Here is a 1,553-nt window from a genome sequence, read left to right as displayed (position 1 = left end):
CCCCGCCTACGACTTGGCTATTGTTTTACTTACTAATGCTCGCCATAGCGCAATTAAAGGCTCGCAAAAACGTTACGAATTTATAGGCAAACAATTTGAAACCGCGCAGTACGGATCGGTGGTCTCGCTTATTTACGAAGCGTTACTAAATCAATAAGCTATCGTATAGGTTAAAACGTACTAACTGTGCCACCTTAAGTGATTTATTTACAGGTGACTTGAGTAAGCCAATCCATTAAGCTAAGCGGTCTATAAAACTAAGCCGGTTTATGTTGTTAGGCTTAACAAATAAGCGTTAAAACGCGTACAAAGCGAGGTTTACTCGCTAATAACTAAGGTTAACTTTTTATGCATTGGTATTCTATTTTACCGCCGCTAATTGCGATTGCTATCGTGTTTTGGCGAAAAGAAGTGATTATGGCACTACTTGTTGCCGTTGCTTCTTCTGAGTTTTTACTCGCCTTTCAGGGCGAAGGTAATAGCGTGTTTGATACTTTTTTAAATACCATTGAACGTATTATTTCGGTTGCCAGCTCGCCAGGTAATACACGCATACTAATATTTAGTATTTTAATTGGTGCATTGCTTGCCTACATTCGCGAATCTGGCGGCGTTGCAGCAACTGTTAATATGCTAATGAACAAAGGCATTGCAAAAAGTAAGCGCCAAGTGGGCTTTTTAACCATGTTTACCGGTATTGCGGTGTTTATAGAATCTAACTTGAGCGTACTTACCTCAGGTATTTTATCGCGTGGCTTGTTCGACAAATTTAAAATGAGCCGAGCGCGTTTAGCGTACATTATTGACAGCACCAGTGCGCCAGTGTGTATTTTAATACTACTTAACGGCTGGGGTGCATTTGTACTTGGTTTGTTAGGTAACTACGAGCTAGGTGAGTCGGCTGTATCGGTATTGTGGGGCAGCGTAGGGTATAACTTTTACGCCATAATTACCCTTGCCATTGTTTTTTATACAATCGCGTTCGATAAAGTGCACGGCCCAATGAAAGAAGCCGAAGAAAAACTAGAGCTTCAAACAACCGACGTAAAAGATGAAATAAAAGCCTCTAAAGCGCGTTACATGTTAATCCCGCTTATTACGCTAATTACCAGCATGGTTGGCTTTATGTATTACACCGGTAATGGTGTACTTGCCGAGGGCAGCGGTTCTAAATCAGTATTATACGCAACGGTTTTAGCCATTGTTGTGGCTTACTTTTTAATGATTGGTTCGCGTAAATTTACGCACCATCAATTAGTTGATACAGGCTTTAAAGGTATGGGCGAATTAATGCCATTGGTCGCCATTGTACTGCTTTCGCTTACACTTGGCGCAAGCTTAAAAGAGTTGGGTACTGGTGTATTTGTAGCATCGCTTGTTGGCGACTACCTACCTATTTACTTAATAGTACCGGTGCTGTTTTTAACCGGCGCAGTTATGTCGTTTACTACGGGTACATCGTGGGGCACGTTTGCCATATTAATCCCAATTGGCGTGCCACTTATTCAAGCGCTAGGTTTACCGCCATCGCTTGTGGTAGGTGCTATTTTAGG

1 protein-coding gene is annotated in these 1,553 nt (G+C 41.9%); it reads left to right on the top strand.

Annotation, left to right across the window (positions count from 1 at the left end):
* Positions 1-348 precede the first annotated feature (348 nt).
* The coding region (locus L652_RS0102590; RefSeq protein WP_024603260.1) for a Na+/H+ antiporter NhaC family protein at positions 349-1,553 on the top strand (1,205 nt) is incomplete at its 3' end.

The organism is Pseudoalteromonas sp. TB25 (genome assembly GCF_000497995.1).
GTDB classification, from domain to species: domain Bacteria; phylum Pseudomonadota; class Gammaproteobacteria; order Enterobacterales; family Alteromonadaceae; genus Pseudoalteromonas; species Pseudoalteromonas distincta.
Note: the sequence above shows the minus strand (reverse complement) of the source record. Positions and strands in the feature narration are given on the sequence as shown.